An 18,495-nucleotide genomic window follows, 5' to 3' on the forward strand; every position below is an offset into this window, starting at 1 on the left:
TCAGGATTGAATGGCGCGGATGAACTGTTGCGCCTTTATGGCAAGTTGCTGCAGGTATTCCGGTGTAACGGCGGTGTTGGCATTCACCAGGGCGCTGCCAATACCAAAGCCGGCAGCACCGGCCTTCTGGAAATCTTTGATATTCTCAGGTGTAATACCGCCCGTAGGCAACAGGTGCATTTTGGGCAGTGGTGCTGAAATGTCTTTGATATAAGCGGCAGAAGTAGCCGGGAAAACCTTGATCATGTCTGCCCCTTGTTTATAGGCAGCGTAAACTTCTGTTGCCGTGTAAGCGCCGGGGATACTCACCACGCCCAGTTCCCTCGCTGTTTTGATCACTTCAGGCTCCAGTATGGGAGAAAGTATGAAACGTGCTCCTGCCGCAACTGCTTCCCTGGTTGTAGCGGCGTCCAGTACAGTGCCCGCACCGATGATCATTTTGTCGCCCATTTTCGCGGACACCTCTTTGATAACGGCCAGCGGTTCGCTTGAATTCATCGTCACTTCCAGCAGGCGGATCCCGCCGGCATATATGGCTTCTGCCACCCGCAGCACATCTGCCGGCTCTACACCGCGGATGATGGCAATAATCTTATGTTCGAGTATTTGAGAGAGTGTAGACATGGAATTTACGCGTATGATTGAATACCGGAAAGATAAAAATAAATAAGCGTATTTTCAACATTTATTACATTCCGGGGCACGGGAACGCCCAAACGTAATATCACTTCTATAAATGAGTACTTTAACGCCGGTCAGAAATACCAGCTACTGCAACTTAACGTGGGTATCACCTTAACCTGGCTGGTTAACCTCTGATCTGTTACATGAAGAACTGTTCTGAAATAATTTTACCATCTTTCACGTGATATACGCAAAGCTCATTCATCTTTGTACGATCCCTGCCAATCAGTTTTATATCCATTGTGAGTGTGAAAGCAATAACATTTCCCGCGATCAGTGGCGGCGAAACAACAGTACCATACCTGGCTTCCACCATAGCGCTGAACTTCTTATCTTTCTCAATTAAAGCCTCCAACCCCCTGGTTTCTTTTTCAAAGCCCGGGATAGCATATGGCTCTATGCTGACTGCATCATCCGCATACAGTTCATTTTGTGCCACATCAAATTTTTCTTCCCGGCAAAGCCCGGCCAAACGTGCCGCAATTTGTTCTACTGTCATGAAATAAGGTTTTTGTTGATGAAAATAAAAATACATCTTGTTTATGCATAACTAAAATATTTCTATGGCTATGCCTGTTAAGTTTCTCCATCTGATCATACAGGATTGCACTTCGATATACGACACGAAATTACTCCCTGGCGGAACTACGGAAAAACAAATCCGCCGCTTTTGCCGCTTTTTGCCGGATTATGTCGGTAAAATATCCCCAAAAGAGTGATATTTTACATCGACGACATTCAAAATATCTTTAGAAAGAGACAAGATTTTTCCAGGATCCAACCAATAATTTGGAATCCTAAGTGTATGGGGAGTGTATGGGGAGTGTATGGGGAGTGTATTGTGAGTGTATGGGGAGTGTATGGAGAGTGTATAGGGACTGTATGGAGAGTGTATAGGGACTGTATGGAGACTGTATAGGGAATACGACACATACACGAGTCCTAAGTAACTGAGAAGTAACTGAGAAGTATCCAATATCTATTATAGCACCTTTTGAAGGTCCAACAAGATCTGGCGATGCCCTCATTTTATTCATTACTGAGCCTGACTACGTATTTTTTCAACTCATCACCGGTTTCAGCTTCAGCCAATATAAGGTATTCATCAAGCAGTGCCGGATCTTTTACATATTCGTCAATGGCCTGCAGGCACCCAATTTTATGATATTGCTCCTCAACTGTTTCCCACGATTGCTTCAATAACACCCTTATAGCCGGATAACCCAGTTTTGCCAGCGCCAGCAAGGATAGCCGGCGGGTATATTCATCATTGCTATGGTAAAGGTCTAAAAGTATGTGCTCTATTTCGGGTGTCAGGGTATCGAATTTCTTTTCGAAACAGGCTGCAAACTGATACTTTGCATCATTATACTCAGCCTGGGATAGTTTAGACACCGCCCTGGCAAGAATCATAAAATCACCGGCCGACAGATCACCGATGTTTGACAGTGCCGGCGCATGGGATAACCACGCAATCATTCTCCCGATATCCCAATGCCGGGCAATAAGGTAAAGCAGATGAGCCAGGTCTTCATCATCCAGCTGATTGATTTGTTTGGCAGCAAGCAGGGTTGAAAAATACGCTTCTATCCGTTTCCACTCCGGGTAACTGGCATCATCAATTTGCAGATCATGGATCTCTTGTGGAGAATAGTTTTCCGACAGCCATTTTTTGAATGAGCTTACAAAATTTTTAAGTATGGTTTTATGATCTGTCATGTTAACAATTGAGAAACGGTGAAAAATTTAGTTCTTTCTCTCCTTATATTCAAAAAATAAAATAGTCAGGTGAAAAGATTATTCTGCGCAGTAAATCTTAAATTACATAAAACCCTGATCATGCTTAAAGCTGGACTCGCACATCCTGGTCAACCGGTTAACACCACTTCACTGGAAAATTTCTTCCCTGGTTATTTTGCGCTGATAATGGCTACTGGTATTGTTTCCATAGGAATGTTCCTCTGGTCTTATACCCGGATGGCCGGCATTTTCCTCGGTTTAAATGTATTTTTTTACCTCCTGTTATGGATCATCCTTATTCTCCGGATTATAAAATTCCCGGTAGTGGTTTGGAACGATCTTCATCATTCGGCCAGGGGCGTTACCTTCCTCACGCTGGTGGCGGGTAACAATGTGCTGGGCAGCCAGGTGGCGCTTATCACCGGCCGCATGGATATTGCGCTGATATTATGGATAGTGGGGTTTGTACTCTGGATACTGTTGTTGTATACTTTCTTCCTTGTAAATATTATGAAGGAGCCCAAACCTTCCCTGGAGCAGAGTATCAATGGCGCCTGGCTGTTGATTGTTGTATCTACAGAGTCGGTGGCTGTTTTGGGCGCCATCATTGCCAACAGCAGCGCGCTTCATTGGCTCATTGCATTTATTTCACTATGTACCTATATGATAGGTGGCATGTTTTACTTTGTGCTTATCGGGCTAATCCTTTATCGCTGGCTGTTTTTCAGCATGAAAGCAGAAACCCTTACACCACCCTACTGGATCAATATGGGTGCGGTGGCCATCATTACACTGGCCGGCTCCCGCCTTGTTATGTATGCGCATACACACCAAACACTCAGTGAGTGGGCCGGCTTCGTACAGGCGTTCACGATGTTTTTCTGGGCTTTCGCCAGCTGGTGGATCCCCTTACTATTCATCATGTTTTTCTACCGGCACTTTATTGCCGGCGTGCAACTCAGGTATGATCCGCAGTATTGGTCGATGGTTTTCCCACTGGGCATGTACGGCGTATGTACCTATACGTATGCGGGCATCACCGGTTTCAGTTTCCTGAAACCTGTTTCCGCTTTATTTGTTACAATAGCTTTAGGCACGTGGGTGATCGTGATGATTGGTTTATTTATTGATTTCTTTCATTTAAAAAACTATGATAAAAAGTCGCAGTAAGCAAAACGGTTAAGTCCGTTCATCCCCTATCCCCCCTAAGTTGCTCCCCGGCTTATTTTCCATAAGATTACGGCAATATCCTCCCAACCCCTTTTCTAAAAAAAACGCAAAAGCATTTGGAATATTACTTGCAAACCATTTATCTTTGCATACAAGATACTTGGCACATGAGTAAAAAACAACCAGACGACCTGCTTAACAAGTTCGGAGCTACAAGCCGGCTGTATTCCGACGCTTCCATTTTTATGCACGAAGCTATTGCACGAAAGGCGGGACTTTCAGCCACTGACCACAAGTACTTAGGTTTCATTGTTCAACATGGCTCAATGACAGCAGGTGAACTGGCAAAATATACGGGCCTGACCACAGGCACAGTTACAGGGCTGATAGACAGATTTGAAAAGAAAAAATTTGTATCCAGGGAGTTTGACAAAACAGATAGGCGTAAAGTTATTATCGTTCCCAATATACCGGTAATTATGAAAGAACTGGGTGGCATATTTAACGAAATAGAAACCAAAATGACCGCCCTTTTTAACTCCTTCAATAAAAAAGAATTGGCACTGATTGAAAATTATATGCAGTCAGCCATTAAAATCATGCAGGAAATAACTCAAAAATTAAACACCCCTAAATAAAATGGAATTACAATCAAATAATAAAGTAATAATAATAGGCGGTGGCATTGCCGGTTCATCAATGGCTTTATTTCTTAAAAAGATAGGAATAGCGTCCGCAATTTTTGAAGCCAACGAAACAACATTTTCAAACGGTGCAGGATTAAACCTTGCACCCAATGGAGTATCTGTATTAGCCGAATTAGGCTTAGCTGCCAAAGCGATTGAAAGCGGGAGTATTGCGGTAGATGGAATATTTAAAAACGCTAAAGGAAAGAAACTGGCAAAAGTAGGGTTTTCCAATGCAGCAAAGTATAAATATCCAAGTGTGAATATTAAAAGAGCAACGCTCGCTGATATGATGCACGATGAGTTGGTGAAACAAAACATACCGGTTTACTTCAGCAAAAAACTACAAAGTATTTCACAAACCGAAAATGAAGTAACAGCAACATTTGAAGATGGCAGTCAGGCTACAGGAAGGATTCTTATTGGAGCGGATGGCGTAAGAAGTATTGTTAGAAATTATGTATTAGACACGCCTATGAAGCCCGGTTTTACAGGTGTTGTTGGCGGCGGTGGCTTTGTAGATAAAAATAAAATTCAAAACTTAACGCCGTCAGATAGCAACAATATAAATTTTATTTATGGTAAAAATGGATTCATTGGCTACACAGGGGTGAATAAAAATGAGTTAATGTGGTGGACAAACATCATGGTAGCTAATCCATACACCAGGGAAGAACAAATAAATTTTAACAAAGAAGCCGAAAGAAAAAGTTTGCTGAATCAATACGCGGCTTACAGTTCCCCGGTTACCGACATCATCAATAATTCTTCAGATTTTATCCGGCTCAATGTTTTTGATATTCAATTTTTACCCAGGTGGTTTAAGAAAAACTGTATACTCATTGGAGATGCGGCACATGCCGTAAGCCCAAATTCAGGACAAGGAGCTTCAATGGCTTTAGAGGACGCCATGCTTTTAGCAAAACTCATCCGTGATGGGAAGGAGTTGGATACTGCCTTCTCAACCTTTGAAAAAATGCGCAGACCACGCGTTGAAAAAATTGTGCTGGAAGGAAGAAAAAGAGGAAGCGACAAAGTAATTGTAAGCGCATTTCAGCAAAAAATAAGAGAACTTATGATTAGAATATTTGTAAACGCATTTGCCGAAAAAAGCAATCACTGGTTATTTGATTATAAAATAGAATGGTAACTAAAAAACAAGCTGCGGGTTTTCTTTTTATATCGCCGTTTCCCCTCATTGGGAGCTAATATTCATAGTTATTTTACAAAAAAAGTAAAGTAATAATATACTTCACCCAATTATTTACTAAATTAGCTTTAATGATTTACAAGGTAGTCAGGTGAAAACAAGTGTAACAGGCATCCTTACTAAATCGTTGCAAACTACTCTTCATAAGCCACGTTGGGCTTAATTAATCTTTTCAGCAAAAAAACACAAGAGATATAACCTTATTTTATTTCAGATACCCAAAATTATACCCATGCGGTATTCTCTCAATAAAAAAGCGGCCATTATTTCGGTTATTGCTACCCTCATTTGCGTAGTGGTTTCTTTTTATGGTTCCAGGAAGCTGCAAAATTTTGACCCTGCCTTAATTGCTTATTTGTTCGGAACCCTCTTTGCATTGTTCGGAGGTATTTACCGTTATTGCGTATGGCTGCAAAGACCTCCTACCTGGATGTATTTCAAACGCACCTGGCAGCTGGTCTTCTCCGGAAAAATCTTTAGTCATATTTTTTCCCTGCTGTGGGATTCCATAAAAAATCTCCTGTTTCAGTCCTTTATCTATCCAAGAGGTAAAAAACGCTGGATAGCACATTTTATGCTGGCGTCCGGCTGCCTGGCGGCATTCGCCATTACCATTCCGCTCACGCTTGGCTGGATCAACTTCACGCTGGACCCCGCATCTGCATTGGATCCGGGAGCAACTAAATTATATGCTGCCAACTTCTTCGGCTTTAAAGTAATGGACTTTAAACTTGGGTCGGTGATGGCGTTTTTAATTTTTCATGCTTTAACCTGGTGCTCCTGGTTTGTTATAGCAGGCGCTGTAATTTTTTTAGTAAGAAGATTAACCAATGCGGGCCTGATCGCATCTCAGACCTTTGAAGGCGACCTCCTCCCCCTGATCCTCCTGATCATTATTTCGGTAACGGGGCTTGGACTGAATTTCAGTTACGCCTTTATGAAAGGTATTGCATATGATTTTATGTCGGTAACACACGCCATTTCCGTCATCCTTTTCCTGGTGTGGATTCCATTCGGGAAATTCTTTCATATTATCCAGCGCCCTGCCCAGATAGGAGCGCATATTTATAAACGGGAAGGCGAAAAAAGAGGCATGGCGGTTTGCCCGCATACCGGCAAAGCATTTACCACCCAATTACACGTAGACGACCTGAAGACCGTTACCAAACAAGTGGGGTTCGACTTCACCCTGGAAGACGGCACCTCTCACCTCGATTACAGCCCGGAAGGAAAACGCTCCTTGCTGGCAAAGGCACACCTGAAAGCCCGCCAGGAAGGCGGTACGCTGTTTGGATAAACGCGAAGAAGCATCACCCGAAAATAAAATACGATCAGCATGGCCAGATTACCCGTATCCACTGAAAAAATTATTCAGCATTTTGGTCCTCATCTCAACTTTGCTCCACAGGAGGGATACACCGGCAGAGACGAGCCCGATGCCACTGTTAAAACCCATTGCTGTTTCTGCGGCATGCAATGCGGTATTCAGCTGCTGGTAAAAAATAACAAAGTGGTGGGGTTTGAACCCTGGATGGAATTTCCTTTCAACGAAGGACGGCTTTGCCCGAAAGGCGTACAACGATACCTGCAGGATAATCATCCCGACCGGTTGATGGAACCACTGGAACGTGTGGAAGGAGAAGGCTTTAAGCCGGTTTCCTGGGATCATGCCCTCAGCCGCGTTACTACAGCTATCAGGCAAATACAGGCTGATCACGGCAAAGATGCTTTTGCTGTTTTATCCGGCGTGTCACTCACCAACGAAAAAAGCTACCTGATGGGAAAGTTTGCCCGCGTAGCCATAAAAACCGCCAACCTCGACTATAACGGCCGGCTATGTATGGTAAGCGCAGGCGCCGGGAACAAAAAAGCTTTCGGACTCGATCGCGCCTCCAACAGCTATGCCGACCTGGAACATGCAGAGGTGATTATTGTAACCGGCGCCAATGTCAGCGAAACCTTCCCTACCCTCACCTACTGGCTGTGGCGGGCAAGAGATAATGGCGCAAAACTCATCGTCATAGACCCACGGGTTATTCCACTGGCCAGAACGGCAGACATACACCTGGCGATAAAACCAGGAACGGATTCTGCCCTGTATGGAGCCATGCTTAAATACCTCGCAGACCATGATATGCTGGATCATAATTTTATTGATCAGCATACTACCGGGTTCCGGGAAACTATTGCAGCAGTGCAGGACTATACCCTTGAATGGGCCGAAACGATTACCGGTATTGAAAAGGAAAAAATACAAATGGCTGCGGAACTATGGGGCAAAGCCAGTACAAGCTTTCTTCTCCATGCACGCGGCATTGAACATCATTCCAAAGGCGTGGATAATGTACTGGGCTGTATCAACCTGGTATTGGCTACCGGCCGCATTGGCCGGCCCTATTGCGGCTACGGCACTATTACCGGCCAGGGCAACGGACAGGGAGGCCGGGAACATGGCCATAAATGCGACCAGTTGCCGGGCAACCGGGACATTACCAACCCGGAACACCGGAAATACATTGCCGGCGTATGGAATATTCCGGAAACGGAGCTTCCCGGAAAAGGACTCACCGCCTGGGAACTGATAGAAGCCATACACCGCGGCGAAGTGAAAGGATTGTTGTCCATCTGCTTTAACCCGCTGGTATCTTTACCAAATAATAACTATGTAAGAGAAGCCCTCGAAAAACTGGAGTTCTATGTTTGTATCGATTTCTTTTTAAACGAAACCGCCAGGCACGCGGATATAGTATTGGCAGGATCCCTGCACGAAGAAGAAGAAGGTACTGTTACTACTGCAGAAGGCCGCGTTGTTCGTATACGCCAGGCCGTTACCCCTCCGGGAAATGCCCGTACAGATACTTCCATTATCCTGGAACTGGCAGCCAGGCTGGGAGAAGCCGAAAGATTTAACTACGCCAACTCAGAAGCCATTTTTAATGAACTGCGCATTGCCTCCAAAGGCGGCACAGCCGATTATTATGGTATCACTTATAAAAAGGTGGAAGATAATATGGGCGTCTTCTGGCCCTGCCCTTCTGAAGATCATCCTGGCACGCCACGACTGTGGGAAGATAAAAAATTTGCCACCCCGGATGGTAAAGCACATTTTAATCCCGCACCCTTCCGGGAACCATCGGAGGTTACGGACAACGACTACCCCGTAGTACTTACCACCGGCCGCGTAGTGTCTCAATATCTCAGTGGCACACAAACCAGGCGGATCGGCAAACTGGTAGGTCTTATACCGGAGCCGCTGCTTGAAATACATCCTGAACTGGCACAACGTTATAATATCCGGCAACGCGAAACGGTAAGGGTTACCACCAGGCGCGGTACCGCCGATTTCCCGGCAAATATTGTGGAAACGATACGGAAAGACACCGTATTCATCCCCTATCACTGGCCTGGCAAAAAATCAGCCAACCAGCTGACCATCGGCACACTGGACCCGGTATCAAAGATCCCGGAATTCAAAGTATGCGCCTGCCAGCTGGAGCCGTTGGGCGTTTTCACCCAGCCCGGCGAAACACGCGCATTTGACAGTATCTGATTCACATAAAATAGCTGAACCTGATGGAAGTTACCGCCTACAAAACCGAGATGGAATTTTTCGTGGACATGCAACGCTGCATTGGCTGCAAAGCCTGTGAAATGGCCTGCGCGGAATGCGAAACCAATGGCCACGAAAGCATGATCCATGTAAACTATGTGGAACGCGCCGTTACCATCCAAACCACCGTACAGGTGTGCATGCACTGTGATGACCCGGTATGTGCTAAAGTTTGTCCTGCTGACGCTATTTCGAAAGATGACTTTGGCGTAGTGCACAGCGCCAATACCGCGCGATGCATAGGCTGCTCCAATTGTGTGATGGCCTGTCCCTTTGGCGTACCGATCAAAGAAGAGAAATACGACATGATGATGAAATGCAACATGTGCTACGACCGGACCAGCGCCGGCAAAAAGCCCATGTGCGCCACCGTTTGCCCCAGCCAGGCTTTGTTTTATGGCACCAGGGAAGAAATCAGCCGGATGCGCCCGAACAGCACCCCTGTAAATAAATTCATTTTCGGAGAACAGGAGGTTACAACGAAAGTAAACATCATGATGCCCAAAGGAAGCACCTTTCTGAAAATCCATTAAACTGAATAGTATGTCCGATAACACCGCAAAAGCTCCTCATTGGAAAGAGGATTTTCCGATAGAAAGAACCGAAGCCACCAAGGTAAGCCGGCGGGATTTCGCCCGTTTCCTTTGCCTGGTTTCCGGCGGTCTTGCAGCGGGCAGCGCCTATGTAGCTGTTAAAGCGAATTTCTTTCCACCCGGAGAAGTAACAGGAGAACATTTTGTTTGTAAAGCTGCCAGCGTCCCCGTAGGAGGCACCCGCTCCTTTGTTATTGAAGGAAGCAATATCCCGTATATTCTTATACGCCTGGAGAATGGCAACTGGAGGGCATATGAACAAAAATGCACCCATCTTTCCTGCGCCGTATATTACAAGCCCAACTCCGGGCAGGTGGTATGCCCCTGTCATGAAGGCTTCTTTGACGCCATGACAGGTGAAGTGCTGGCAGGGCCACCACCCAGGCCACTACCTTCGCTGGAAGTATTACTAAAAGGAGATGATGTGTATGTGAAAGCCGGGAATACAAACGGTGCTAAAAATACAGCTGCCATTTAAGAATCTTTCTAACAACATTAAAAATGAGCAATTTTAAAGATGCACAAAATAAAGCGCACCCCAATAAAACAAATACGCTCATATCTGCGCTGATCATTATTCTTATCCTGAATATCGGCATCCAGATATGGCTGCTCTATACTGGTCTTAACAATGCACTCGGTGAAAACAGGGATATCGCCCTGCCGGCATTCCTGGCCTCGCTGTTTTTATTCCTGATAGGTTTTTGCTGGTTATACTTTTTACCTATGGGTTACCGGAAAAATGATCAGAAATAGATAACGCGTTATAAATAGAATTCCATTGCGCGTTGTGAGAGTCAGGCTATTTTTTAAAAGCTGAATTTTCCCTCTTCGCTCAAACCGCCGTTGCCCACAATCTCTTCCGGGCTTTCCAATGTCCAGTAACATTCGACCGGTCTATGCCAACCCGTGCAAATCCTGGCCAGATAAAATTTCAGTTTTATTTTGACGACTAAGCATTTATTATTTATCTTTACAATTAAGATAATTAATAATCAAGATACATGCCAGCTAAAGAAGAAATCAGGAAACTAAGGAAGCTAAGTCAGCAATTTGCCTATACTTCCATCCAAATGCACGAAGCCATTGGCAGAAAAGCAGGCATGTCCGGCACAGACCATAAATATTTGGGATTTTTACTGCAGCAGGGGCAAATGACAGCCGGAGAGTTTTCTAATATAACGGGCCTGACCACCGGCGCGGTTACGAGCTTAATAGACCGTTTTGAGAAGCAAAAACTGGTAAAACGACAAGCTGATAAAGCAGACCGCAGAAAAGTTATCATCGTACCGGATACAGAAAAGATAACGGCGCTGTTCAAACCCCTTTATGGAGATTTTCAAAGCAACACCGAAAAACTGTTTGGTACATTTTCATCAGCAGAATTAAAAGTTTTGGAGAAGTATTTCTCGGAAGCAATGGAAATAATGGACCGTAAAATACAAACGATAAATCAAAAACAATAACGCAATGAGTACAACCGACACCCAGGCACCTATTCTGAATCCTTTTTCTCAAACCTTCTTTCATGGCACCAAAGCGGATTTAAAAATCGGGGATCTTATAGAAACCGGTTTTAACTCAAATTTTGTGGACAGGCAATTAAAACACATTTACCTCTCCGCCACCCTGAACGCGGCTACCTGGGGCGCTGAACTGGCCGCGGGAGACGGACGGGAAAGAATATACCTGGTAGAAGCAACAGGCCCGCTGGAAGATGACCCCAACGTAACCGATAAAAAATTCCCGGGCAATCCTACAATGTCCTACCGCTCCACACATCCATTTAAGGTAGTTGGAGAGGTTACGGTATGGCAAAAACATTCACCGGAGCAAATCAAAGCGATGAAAGATGGGCTGGAAATGATGAAACAGCAAGGGATTATGGTGATAGAGGAGTAAATAACCGGAGCAGCGCGTCAGCGCTTTTAAATTATATGGTAATCCCGCCGGACTTCCTGCTGGTGGGTATCAAAGACTTATATGAGATTTTGAATTAACACTCCCCCACGGTTTGAAATGTAAAACATTTTTAGCACCTTCGCACATAAGCCAAACTGAATCGTGCAGGATTTATGACCGATGACAAAGATATATGGGATGGTTTTCGTTCAGGAGATGAATCTTCCCTGCAAATTATCTTTGACAGATATTATACCCCGTTATTCAATTATGGTCACAAGTTTACGCAGGATGACCACATCATAGAAGATGCCTTGCAGGACTTATTCGTTAAGCTCTGGAAACAACGGGAATCCATTAATGCCACCGAATCAGTTAAAAACTATTTATATAAGTCGTTCCGTAGAGTACTGCTGCGCATGCTGGACGTACAGCAGCGCAAATACAGTTTCCTGGTCCTGGATCAGTGGATGGACGCGGATCAGGAGCTGGCTTACGACCAAACAATGATCAGCCGCGAAAGGCTGGAGAGCATACGCACCAACCTGGGTCGTGCATTGGAAAAAATGACGCCACGACAAAGAGAAATTATCCACCTCCGGTATTACGAGGAAATGGAATATGAAGAAATTGCTGCCCTGATGCAGATTTCCGTTTCCAGTACCTATAAATTGGTATACAAAGCAATAGATGTACTACGGACTTATCTGTCCAAAACTGATCTCCTTATTTTGACTGCTGTTATATCCTTGAAAAAAATCTAAGATCGCCCTGTTTTTTAAAGTCGTAATTAGAAATTATTCATTTTATCGTCCTTTAAATAAAATTATTATTTATTTAATACAGGAAGGGATAAAATCTTAAAGGGTCGTGTATATATAATCAGGCATGGAACATCAGCACAGCGATTACAATCATTACACCACTACGTCTTTTTTTAAAGATGAGCAGTTCATTCAGCATGTGTTGAAAGCGGATGATCTGTCTACGGCTTATTGGGAGCGTATTTCCGGTGAATACCCGGACAAAAGGGCTGCAATGGAAGAAGCCCGTGCCTGGATACTGCTCATCAACAAACAAAAGCCGTATCAACCAGCCACCGGCAAGTTGCAGCTTTGGGACAAAATTACCAACCAGATAGCAGCTGATGAACAAAGGCAGCAACGGGTGTACCGGCCGCTGAAAATTGCTTCCAGGTGGATAGGCGCTGCTGCAGCAGCCCTGATACTATTAGTCGCCTTACGGGAATGGTCCTCATTGGGAGAAAAGAAATTCAGTACCACTTTTGGTAAACGGGAACAGGTAGTATTACCGGATGAAACGGTTGTTACCTTAAACGGCAACTCAGCCATCCATTATGCACGCACCTGGAAATCAGAAAAGCCAAGAGAGATATGGATGCAGGGGGAAGCATTCTTCGAGGTAAAACATGTAGCCTTGAAGAACCGCCTGCAACAATCAGACTCTTTCCTGGTACATGTGAGCAACCTGGAATTAAAAGTATTAGGTACGAAATTTAATGTCCGCAACCGTCGCAGCATCACTGAAATCTCCCTGCTGGAAGGTAGTCTGCGAATTGAAAAAAACGGCACCGGAGCCTTTGTCCAAATGCTCAAACCGGGAGACGCCTTCATGTATGACAGCAGCAAACAGGTATTGACCGCCATGAACAGGAAACCACAGGCCAACAAGGCATGGACCAACAACGAAATGGACCTGGATGGTTACACACTTTCTGAAATACTGAATGTGCTGGAAGATACCTATGGTTATGAGATCAGCTTACAAGCGCCGGAACTGGCTCAGAAAAAACTTTCGGGAACTGTGCCCGCTGCCAATGCCGACGACATCCTTTTTGTTATCAGAAAGGTGTTTAATCTTAAAATCGATCAAAAAGCAAATCATTTAATTATCAGCCAAAATTAGGAGAATGAATAAACGAATGTTATTTGTCATGTGTTTCCTGCTGGGAACACTGCCAGGAAGTTTATTTGCCCAGCAACAAGTGAAATTAAAAGCTGCTTTAGAGGAAGTAAAGGCCGTTTACGGTACTAAATTTTCATACGAAGCCCATCTGCTGGACAACATTTATGTCAATTTTAAAAGTCCGCTGACGAAGAAAGAACCGGTAGAAAGTGTCCTGAAAGATTTACTCTACAAAAAAGGATTCATCTTCCTTTACGTACAGGAAAACTACTACACCATCATCAGGGATACCCGGCCCGATAAAGGAGAAGAGGCGCGGGAAGCAGCAGGCAGCGTTGCACCTGCCACTGCGTCCGATGATTATGTACAAACAATCACCGGTGTAGTCACGGATAAAGATGGTCACCCGCTGGTAGGTGTTACCGTGATCCCGGAAGGCTTTGCCATCCGGTTCGGTTCCATCACCAGCAGTGATGGCCGCTATACCCTTCGTTTGAAAGAGAAAACAAACGCTGTCATCTTCACCTTCGTGGGCATGAACCCGTTGAAAGTAGACGTGGACGGCAAAACCGTGATCAACGCCAGACTGGAAACAGATGTACGTCAACTCCAGGAAGTAAGTGTGGTGTCTACCGGTTACCAATCTATACCTAAAGAACGCGCTACCGGCTCCTTCAGCCAGATTACCGCGAAAGAAATCAGAAGCGTACCTGCCGTTAACCTGATGGAACGCCTGGAAGGGGTAACACCCGGCGTACGCTTCGACGTAAGAAACAACCAGATTACCATACGCGGCGTCAACACCCTTAATGGCAGTGGAAGCCCGCTGATCGTGGTAGATGGATTCCCTGCGCTTGACCAGGAACTGTCCAACCGGCTCAATAATAACGCCAGCGGCGGCGCCATACTGAGCAGGTATAACCCGGAAGATATTGAATCCATTACCGTACTGAAAGATGCTGCCGCCACCTCTATCTGGGGCGCCAAAGCAGCTAACGGTGTGATTGTGATCACCACTAAAAAAGGAAAAAAGAATTCCTCTTCCCTGAACTTCAGCACAAACCTGAGCGTTTCCAACCCCGCCAATATGAAAAATCTGAACCGCATGAGCAGTGCAGAATATATTGACCTGGAAAAAGAAATGAAAGGCCTGGGTTTCTTCAGCGATCCCGCCCAATGGGATAACAGCTGGATGACGTTCAACCAGAACAGGCCCGTAAGTGAAGCCCTGGAATGGATGTTCAAGGTAGACCGCGGCACCGCTACCGCTGCGCAACGCGATTCAGCCCTCACCGCGCTCGGCAATATGGATAACCGCGGCCAGATCCGCGACCTGCTGCTGCAACGCGCGGTTTCACAACAATACAATCTCTCCTTCTCCGGTGGCGGACAAAACAGCACCTACTACGTGTCTACCAACTATACCCGCGACTTGCCGGTATTTAAAGGTAATAAAGGTGAAAACTACTTTGTTACAGCCAACATGAGTAACGAACTGTTTAATGACCGTGTAACAGTAAACACCGGTATCAATTATAACTATACCAACAGCCTGGCCAACACCGCTGCGCTGAATGCAATCGGTGAAAGCCACCAGGGTCTCCGCCCTTACGAAATGCTCGCGGATGCCGCCGGCAACCCAATTGCCCGGTCTATCGATTTCCGCGATGAAGTGGCCGCCGACTTCCTCAACAAAGGCTACCTGCCCTGGACCTACAGCCCCCTGCAGGAACTGAACTACGGCAATACTACCGACAAGGAAAACCGTATCCGCCTGAATGCAGATATCAATACAAAAATTACCGACTGGGTGAATGTAAGTGTGGCCGGCTCCCTGCAACGTAACAACGGGGAAGATGTATATCTCTCTAACCTGAACAGCTACGAAACAAGAACGCTTGTAAACACCGGTACTACTGTTGGCGCCAATGGCCGCCTGGTATATGGCGTACCATACGGCGGTAAAATGATCAGTCATAACCGTACGGAAACCAGCTATGGATTACGCGGACAGGTAAACGTAAATAAATCCTGGGGCACTCTTTTCAGTCTTAATGCACTGGCAGGTACTGAAATCCGGGAAAACCAGGCTACCAGCTACCAGCAAACCAGGTTTGGATTTGATGAAGACACCTACTCTTCCGCTTCCTGGAATCCAACCACTTCCTATATGACAGTGATGGGCTGGAGCACCAGCCTGGGATACAGTGATGGTACCATTCTCCGGTCTATCAACAGGTTTTTGTCGTACTACGGTAACGGCGCCTTATCCATCCTCAACAACCGCTATGTGGTATCGGGAAGCGTAAGATTTGATGATTACACCCTTGCCGGCGCCTCCCGCAGTCAGCGCGCCAAACCGCTATGGTCTGCCGGTGTGAAATGGGATATTACATCAGAAGACTTTATGAAAGATGTAAGCTGGATCAACAAACTCGGACTTCGTCTTACTTACGGAACAGGCGGATCTGTTCCCACCAGTGCCAGCAATGCGGCCATCCTTTCATTAAACGGCCTGGACCCCATCACCCGCGAACCTTTTGGCAGTGTAATATCCCCCGCCAATAACCAGATCAGCTGGGAGCTTACCCGTACCACCAACCTGGGGCTTGACTTCAGCGTATTAAACAGCCGCCTGAACGTGAGCCTGGATGCTTACCGCAAGCGCACTACTGATCTGCTCTGGACATTCCCGATCAACAGTACCTATGGCTGGTCCTCACTCGCCTATAATGCCGCCAGCATGACCGGTCACGGTTTTGACGTAGGCATCCGGGGAGAAATCATCCGGGGACATAAATTCGGATGGGCATCTACCTTTAACTTCTCTTATAATACCAACAAGGTAACTGATTCCCGCTTCACCAAACCTACCAGCAGCCTGGCAGTAAATGGCGGTACCCCTATTGTGGACATGCCGAATGATTATGTATATGCTTACCGTTGGGCCGGACTGGACAACAAAGGCCGCTCCCAACTGTATGATAAAAATGGAAAGATCATTTCAGCAGATGCGGGCAACAACACCATCACCCAGGAAGACCTGGTGTACATGGGCCGTACCACACCTCCTTACTTTGGTGGCTTCTTCAATGATTTCAACTATAAGTCATTCACTTTCGGTGTGCGTATTACCTATGAAATGGGCCACGTATTTCGCCGTCTTTCTATCGAGAATTATCCGGACTACGCCACCAACAATTACTACGGCGTGATAGGCACCCAGAAGGACCTTGCACTGCGCTGGCGTAAACCCGGCGACGAACAGTTTACCAATGTTCCGGGTCTTCCCAATGTAACTACCAACAGCAGTAACCGTTACAAAATGTCTGATCTGCTGGTAGAAAGCGCCAGCCATATCCGCCTGCAACAAATCAATATCGGTTACCAGGTGCCATCAGCAGCACTCTCCCGCCTGATGGTAAAATCGGTAGGGGTCAACTTCTCGGTTAGAAACCTGGGTATCATCTGGCGTGAAAACAAATCAGGACTGGATCCCAGCTATGTGATGAGGAACAACTATTCCAACCTTCCTCCATCACCCAGTTATTTCATGAGTTTGAACGCTTCTTTCTAACACAGAAAAAATGACCAAGATGAAAATGAAATTTGTTTATATATCGCTGCTGGCTTTTTCAATGGGTGCTGTTTCCTGCCGCAAATATGTGGAAGTAGAACAACCCAACCAACGCCAGTTTAAATACACAGCAGATTTTGAAAAACTGCTGAACAATGTGGATGTAATGGAAAAATCGGCCAGCATGCCGATTCTTTCCAGCGACGACATTAACCTCGAAAGCAATACCAGCATGCAGAATCTCCTGACCAACGAATTAGGAAACATGTATACCTGGGCCGACACTTATTATACTTCCGATCAAAGCGACGCCGGCTGGGATGCACTCTATAATCTGGTGTACGTATGCAACCAGGTCACTTCTTTCGTCATGGAAAGTGAAAACGGCACCACGTTGCAAAAGCAGCGTATTTATGCAGAAGCACAGGTACAACGCGCCACCACCTATCTCACGCTGGTGAACATCTACTCCCGCGTGTATAACAGCAGCAGCGCCGCTTCTGACATGGGAGTACCGCTGTTACTGTCGCCTGATCTTTTTGTAAGCTTACAACGCCCATCCGTACAGGCCGTGTATGATCAGATCATCAAAGACCTGACCGCCGCTATTCCTGTGCTGCCGGACGTAACCACTAATAACCTGCATCCCAATAAAGCGGCCGGTTACGCAGTACTCGCAAGAACGTATCTCTACATGCAACGCTATCCGGAAGCAGCAGAAAATGCAGCGAAGTCGCTCTCCTACCAGTCAACCCTGCTCAACCTGGGCGACTATGCAGATGGCACCAAAGCATACCCGAGAAGACTCGAGAATCCCGAAGTACTCATGTCGAAAGAGGCCACCAGGCCGGGCTATCTTAATCTGCCGCTCAGCAGCAAGCTGGTGAACCTGTTTGATACCCGTGATGTACGGTACTCCCTGTTTACCCGTAATGGCAGCACCTTCCAGCCAGCCTTCACCGGACGCGGTTCTTACCGTGATATGGTATTCCAGTACGATAACATCGCCGTTGGCGTATCGGTACCGGAAATGATGCTCACACAGGCAGAAGGTCTCGCAAGAGCGGGTAACACAAACGATGCCATGACCCTGGTCAATTCCCTGCGTCAGCATCGCTTCAAAGCCGCAGATTATACCGCACTCACCGCTGCCGATGCGCCCGCCGCATTACGTATAGTCCTCGACGAAAGAAGAAGGGAACTGTTTGGTACCGGTCTTCGCTGGTTTGATCAGCGCCGGTTAAGCAGGGAACCAGCTTTGGCGGAAACCGTTACACGCGATTTCAAAGGCACCACTTATACACTCACTGCCGGCGACCGTTACGTGTATCCTATCCCTCCAAAAAATATTGAATTGAATCCTGAATTAACGCAGAACCCAAGATAAAACTAAGGAT

17 protein-coding genes are annotated in these 18,495 nt (G+C 46.0%); 14 read left to right on the forward strand and 3 right to left on the reverse strand.

What is annotated here, in order from left to right; genetic code table 11:
• The 3 genes from V7S65_RS29930 to V7S65_RS29940 all read right to left on the reverse strand — a co-directional run bounded on the left by V7S65_RS29930 (position 1) and on the right by V7S65_RS29940 (position 2,403).
• On the reverse strand, positions 1-624 hold the full coding sequence (locus V7S65_RS29930; protein ID WP_336389346.1) for a bifunctional 4-hydroxy-2-oxoglutarate aldolase/2-dehydro-3-deoxy-phosphogluconate aldolase: 624 nt from the start codon (positions 622-624) through the stop codon (positions 1-3).
• A 199-nt stretch (positions 625-823) separates the two neighbouring features.
• Positions 824-1,183, reverse strand: coding sequence for a nuclear transport factor 2 family protein (locus V7S65_RS29935; RefSeq protein ID WP_336389345.1), 360 nt, complete (start codon positions 1,181-1,183; stop codon positions 824-826).
• Between the two features lie 530 nt (positions 1,184-1,713).
• Positions 1,714-2,403, reverse strand: coding sequence for a hypothetical protein (locus tag V7S65_RS29940; protein ID WP_336389344.1), 690 nt, complete (start codon positions 2,401-2,403; stop codon positions 1,714-1,716).
• Positions 2,404-2,523: 120 nt separating this feature from the next.
• Between V7S65_RS29940 and V7S65_RS29945 the strand changes: the two genes are divergently transcribed.
• The 14 genes from V7S65_RS29945 (at position 2,524) to V7S65_RS30010 (ending at position 18,485) form a co-directional block, all read left to right on the forward strand.
• A complete protein-coding gene (locus V7S65_RS29945) occupies positions 2,524-3,594 on the forward strand; it encodes a tellurite resistance/C4-dicarboxylate transporter family protein (RefSeq protein WP_133256259.1) in 1,071 nt (356 codons plus the stop codon).
• Between the two features lie 167 nt (positions 3,595-3,761).
• On the forward strand, positions 3,762-4,232 hold the full coding sequence (locus V7S65_RS29950) for a MarR family winged helix-turn-helix transcriptional regulator (protein WP_111579852.1): 471 nt from the start codon (positions 3,762-3,764) through the stop codon (positions 4,230-4,232).
• Position 4,233: 1 nt separating this feature from the next.
• On the forward strand, positions 4,234-5,430 hold the full coding sequence (locus V7S65_RS29955) for an FAD-dependent monooxygenase (protein WP_336389343.1): 1,197 nt from the start codon (positions 4,234-4,236) through the stop codon (positions 5,428-5,430).
• A gap of 292 nt (positions 5,431-5,722) precedes the next feature.
• Entirely contained in the window at positions 5,723-6,787 is a 1,065-nt protein-coding gene (locus tag V7S65_RS29960; RefSeq protein WP_336389342.1) for a hypothetical protein, read from the forward strand.
• 39 nt (positions 6,788-6,826) lie between these two features.
• Positions 6,827-9,040 (forward strand): molybdopterin oxidoreductase family protein, encoded by a 2,214-nt coding sequence (locus V7S65_RS29965; protein ID WP_336389341.1) that lies wholly within the window; start codon positions 6,827-6,829, stop codon positions 9,038-9,040.
• 23 nt (positions 9,041-9,063) lie between these two features.
• Complete coding sequence (locus tag V7S65_RS29970; RefSeq protein WP_111579860.1) at positions 9,064-9,633, forward strand: 4Fe-4S dicluster domain-containing protein; 570 nt, start codon at positions 9,064-9,066, stop codon at positions 9,631-9,633.
• Positions 9,634-9,643: 10 nt separating this feature from the next.
• Positions 9,644-10,171 carry a Rieske (2Fe-2S) protein gene (locus V7S65_RS29975; protein WP_111579848.1) on the forward strand — a complete coding sequence of 176 codons (528 nt, stop codon included), beginning with the start codon at positions 9,644-9,646 and terminating at the stop codon, positions 10,169-10,171.
• Positions 10,172-10,194: 23 nt separating this feature from the next.
• On the forward strand, positions 10,195-10,449 hold the full coding sequence (locus V7S65_RS29980) for a DUF6755 family protein (RefSeq protein WP_111579847.1): 255 nt from the start codon (positions 10,195-10,197) through the stop codon (positions 10,447-10,449).
• Positions 10,450-10,697: 248 nt separating this feature from the next.
• Positions 10,698-11,159 (forward strand): MarR family winged helix-turn-helix transcriptional regulator, encoded by a 462-nt coding sequence (locus tag V7S65_RS29985; protein ID WP_111579845.1) that lies wholly within the window; start codon positions 10,698-10,700, stop codon positions 11,157-11,159.
• A 4-nt stretch (positions 11,160-11,163) separates the two neighbouring features.
• A complete protein-coding gene (gene arr, locus V7S65_RS29990; protein WP_336389340.1) occupies positions 11,164-11,595 on the forward strand; it encodes an NAD(+)--rifampin ADP-ribosyltransferase in 432 nt (143 codons plus the stop codon).
• A 173-nt stretch (positions 11,596-11,768) separates the two neighbouring features.
• Positions 11,769-12,359, forward strand: coding sequence for an RNA polymerase sigma factor (locus V7S65_RS29995; RefSeq protein WP_336389339.1), 591 nt, complete (start codon positions 11,769-11,771; stop codon positions 12,357-12,359).
• Positions 12,360-12,483: 124 nt separating this feature from the next.
• On the forward strand, positions 12,484-13,521 hold the full coding sequence (locus tag V7S65_RS30000) for a FecR family protein (RefSeq protein ID WP_336389338.1): 1,038 nt from the start codon (positions 12,484-12,486) through the stop codon (positions 13,519-13,521).
• Between the two features lie 4 nt (positions 13,522-13,525).
• Positions 13,526-17,098, forward strand: coding sequence for a SusC/RagA family TonB-linked outer membrane protein (locus V7S65_RS30005; protein WP_336389337.1), 3,573 nt, complete (start codon positions 13,526-13,528; stop codon positions 17,096-17,098).
• A gap of 19 nt (positions 17,099-17,117) precedes the next feature.
• Positions 17,118-18,485, forward strand: coding sequence for a RagB/SusD family nutrient uptake outer membrane protein (locus V7S65_RS30010; RefSeq protein WP_336389336.1), 1,368 nt, complete (start codon positions 17,118-17,120; stop codon positions 18,483-18,485).
• Positions 18,486-18,495: the final 10 nt, after the last annotated feature.

The organism is Chitinophaga sp. CCNWYY40 (assembly GCF_037483205.1).
Taxonomy (GTDB): domain Bacteria; phylum Bacteroidota; class Bacteroidia; order Chitinophagales; family Chitinophagaceae; genus Chitinophaga; species Chitinophaga ginsengisegetis.

Excerpts from the sequence above, each read along its gene's own strand:
- V7S65_RS29930 (WP_336389346.1), bottom strand. The coding sequence starts at position 624 with ATGTCTACACTCTCTCAAATACTCGAACATAAGATTATTGCCATCATC.
- V7S65_RS29935 (WP_336389345.1), bottom strand. The coding sequence starts at position 1,183 with ATGACAGTAGAACAAATTGCGGCACGTTTGGCCGGGCTTTGCCGGGAA.
- V7S65_RS29940 (WP_336389344.1), bottom strand. The coding sequence starts at position 2,403 with ATGACAGATCATAAAACCATACTTAAAAATTTTGTAAGCTCATTCAAA.
- V7S65_RS29945 (WP_133256259.1), top strand. The coding sequence starts at position 2,524 with ATGCTTAAAGCTGGACTCGCACATCCTGGTCAACCGGTTAACACCACT.
- V7S65_RS29950 (WP_111579852.1), top strand. The coding sequence starts at position 3,762 with ATGAGTAAAAAACAACCAGACGACCTGCTTAACAAGTTCGGAGCTACA.
- V7S65_RS29955 (WP_336389343.1), top strand. The coding sequence starts at position 4,234 with ATGGAATTACAATCAAATAATAAAGTAATAATAATAGGCGGTGGCATT.
- V7S65_RS29960 (WP_336389342.1), top strand. The coding sequence starts at position 5,723 with ATGCGGTATTCTCTCAATAAAAAAGCGGCCATTATTTCGGTTATTGCT.
- V7S65_RS29965 (WP_336389341.1), top strand. The coding sequence starts at position 6,827 with ATGGCCAGATTACCCGTATCCACTGAAAAAATTATTCAGCATTTTGGT.
- V7S65_RS29970 (WP_111579860.1), top strand. The coding sequence starts at position 9,064 with ATGGAAGTTACCGCCTACAAAACCGAGATGGAATTTTTCGTGGACATG.
- V7S65_RS29975 (WP_111579848.1), top strand. The coding sequence starts at position 9,644 with ATGTCCGATAACACCGCAAAAGCTCCTCATTGGAAAGAGGATTTTCCG.
- V7S65_RS29980 (WP_111579847.1), top strand. The coding sequence starts at position 10,195 with ATGAGCAATTTTAAAGATGCACAAAATAAAGCGCACCCCAATAAAACA.
- V7S65_RS29985 (WP_111579845.1), top strand. The coding sequence starts at position 10,698 with ATGCCAGCTAAAGAAGAAATCAGGAAACTAAGGAAGCTAAGTCAGCAA.
- arr (WP_336389340.1), top strand. The coding sequence starts at position 11,164 with ATGAGTACAACCGACACCCAGGCACCTATTCTGAATCCTTTTTCTCAA.
- V7S65_RS29995 (WP_336389339.1), top strand. The coding sequence starts at position 11,769 with ATGACCGATGACAAAGATATATGGGATGGTTTTCGTTCAGGAGATGAA.
- V7S65_RS30000 (WP_336389338.1), top strand. The coding sequence starts at position 12,484 with ATGGAACATCAGCACAGCGATTACAATCATTACACCACTACGTCTTTT.
- V7S65_RS30005 (WP_336389337.1), top strand. The coding sequence starts at position 13,526 with ATGAATAAACGAATGTTATTTGTCATGTGTTTCCTGCTGGGAACACTG.
- V7S65_RS30010 (WP_336389336.1), top strand. The coding sequence starts at position 17,118 with ATGAAAATGAAATTTGTTTATATATCGCTGCTGGCTTTTTCAATGGGT.